Source organism: Microbispora cellulosiformans (assembly GCF_008728085.1).
Lineage (GTDB): Bacteria > Actinomycetota > Actinomycetes > Streptosporangiales > Streptosporangiaceae > Microbispora > Microbispora amethystogenes.
The window spans coordinates 1-1,114 of sequence record NZ_VYTZ01000050.1 but is presented as its reverse complement, the minus strand read 5'-3'; the positions used below and the strand labels follow the sequence as shown (position 1 = coordinate 1,114).

Annotated in this window: 1 protein-coding gene; it reads right to left on the bottom strand. The window is 70.8% G+C overall.

The window, feature by feature from the left end:
* Positions 1–802 (bottom strand): hypothetical protein (locus F5972_RS36785; protein ID WP_225312247.1); only part of this gene is annotated, 802 nt, incomplete at its 3' end.
* Positions 803–1,114 lie beyond the last annotated feature (312 nt).

Here is a 1,114-nt window from a genome sequence, read left to right as displayed (position 1 = left end):
CGGTGTCCTTGCCGTCGCCGTCCCAGTCACCGGTGATGGGCACCATCGGGCTGTTGCCGTAGGCGAACACCGGCCGGGTCGCGACAGTGGAGCCCTGGTCGTCGCTCAGATAGAAATCCAGCACCCCCAGATCGGAGCCGTTCCACAGGGCGTCGACCAGCAGCTGAGCATCGTGGACCTCGCGGGCGTAGGCGTCAGGGAACGCCGAGACCTGCACCTTCTGGCAGATGGCGCCGATGTCCCCGCTCATCCACGAGTTGTTCGGATACTTCCGCAGCATGGCGTTGACGAACGCGTTGGTGGCGTAGACCGGATCGGTCAGCTGGGCCGGGGTGCCCCAGCCCTGCGAGGGACGCTGCTGGAACAGTCCCAGGCTGTCGTGGTCGGAGGCGACCGTGTAGTTGTGCAGGGTGCTCTCGGTGATCGCCGTGGTCACGGCGATCACCGCCGCCCGCTTGGCCAGCCCCCGGCCCTTGACGGTTGCCGTGATGACGCGGGCACAGGACACGTTGTAGGCGTTGACGCTCCGTCCCAGGCGCGAGCCGTTCATGGACGGCCGCACCTGACTGGCGACCGCGCTGTCGGCGGCGGTCTCCCCGCCGGGTACGCAGGCGGCGTAGGCCAGCGTCGCCGCGAGCTCGGCGGACACCGGAGCGCCGGCCGGGCCGGGAACGCCCGGCGTCGGTTCGGGAGCCGAGGCCTGGGCCGGGGACACCCCGGCGAGGAGCCCTCCGACGAGAGCGGTCACCGCGACCAGCGGCCGGGCGAAGGAGGAACGGGGGCGCTGCGAAGGGGTCTTCATGGTTTCTCCTGGAGGGATGTGATCGCCCTGTCTCCGGCCGCGCGGAGACAGGGCGAGGGGGAGTGAGAAGGGGAGATGCGCGCGGGGCCCGCCCGATCCAGGGCATGGCCGGACGTGCTCTCCGGCCGGAAACAGGCCCGGAGAGCTCAGCGGCCCCAGGTCATGGGGATGTCAGCACGGGGATGTCAGCGGGCGATGCCCTGGCTGTCCTTGCCGTCGCCGTCCCAGTCGCCGATGACGGGGAGGTTGCCGGTGTCGCCGTAGGCGACGGAGCGGGTGGTTTCGGTGGCGGTGGTGACGGGGCTGGTGCGC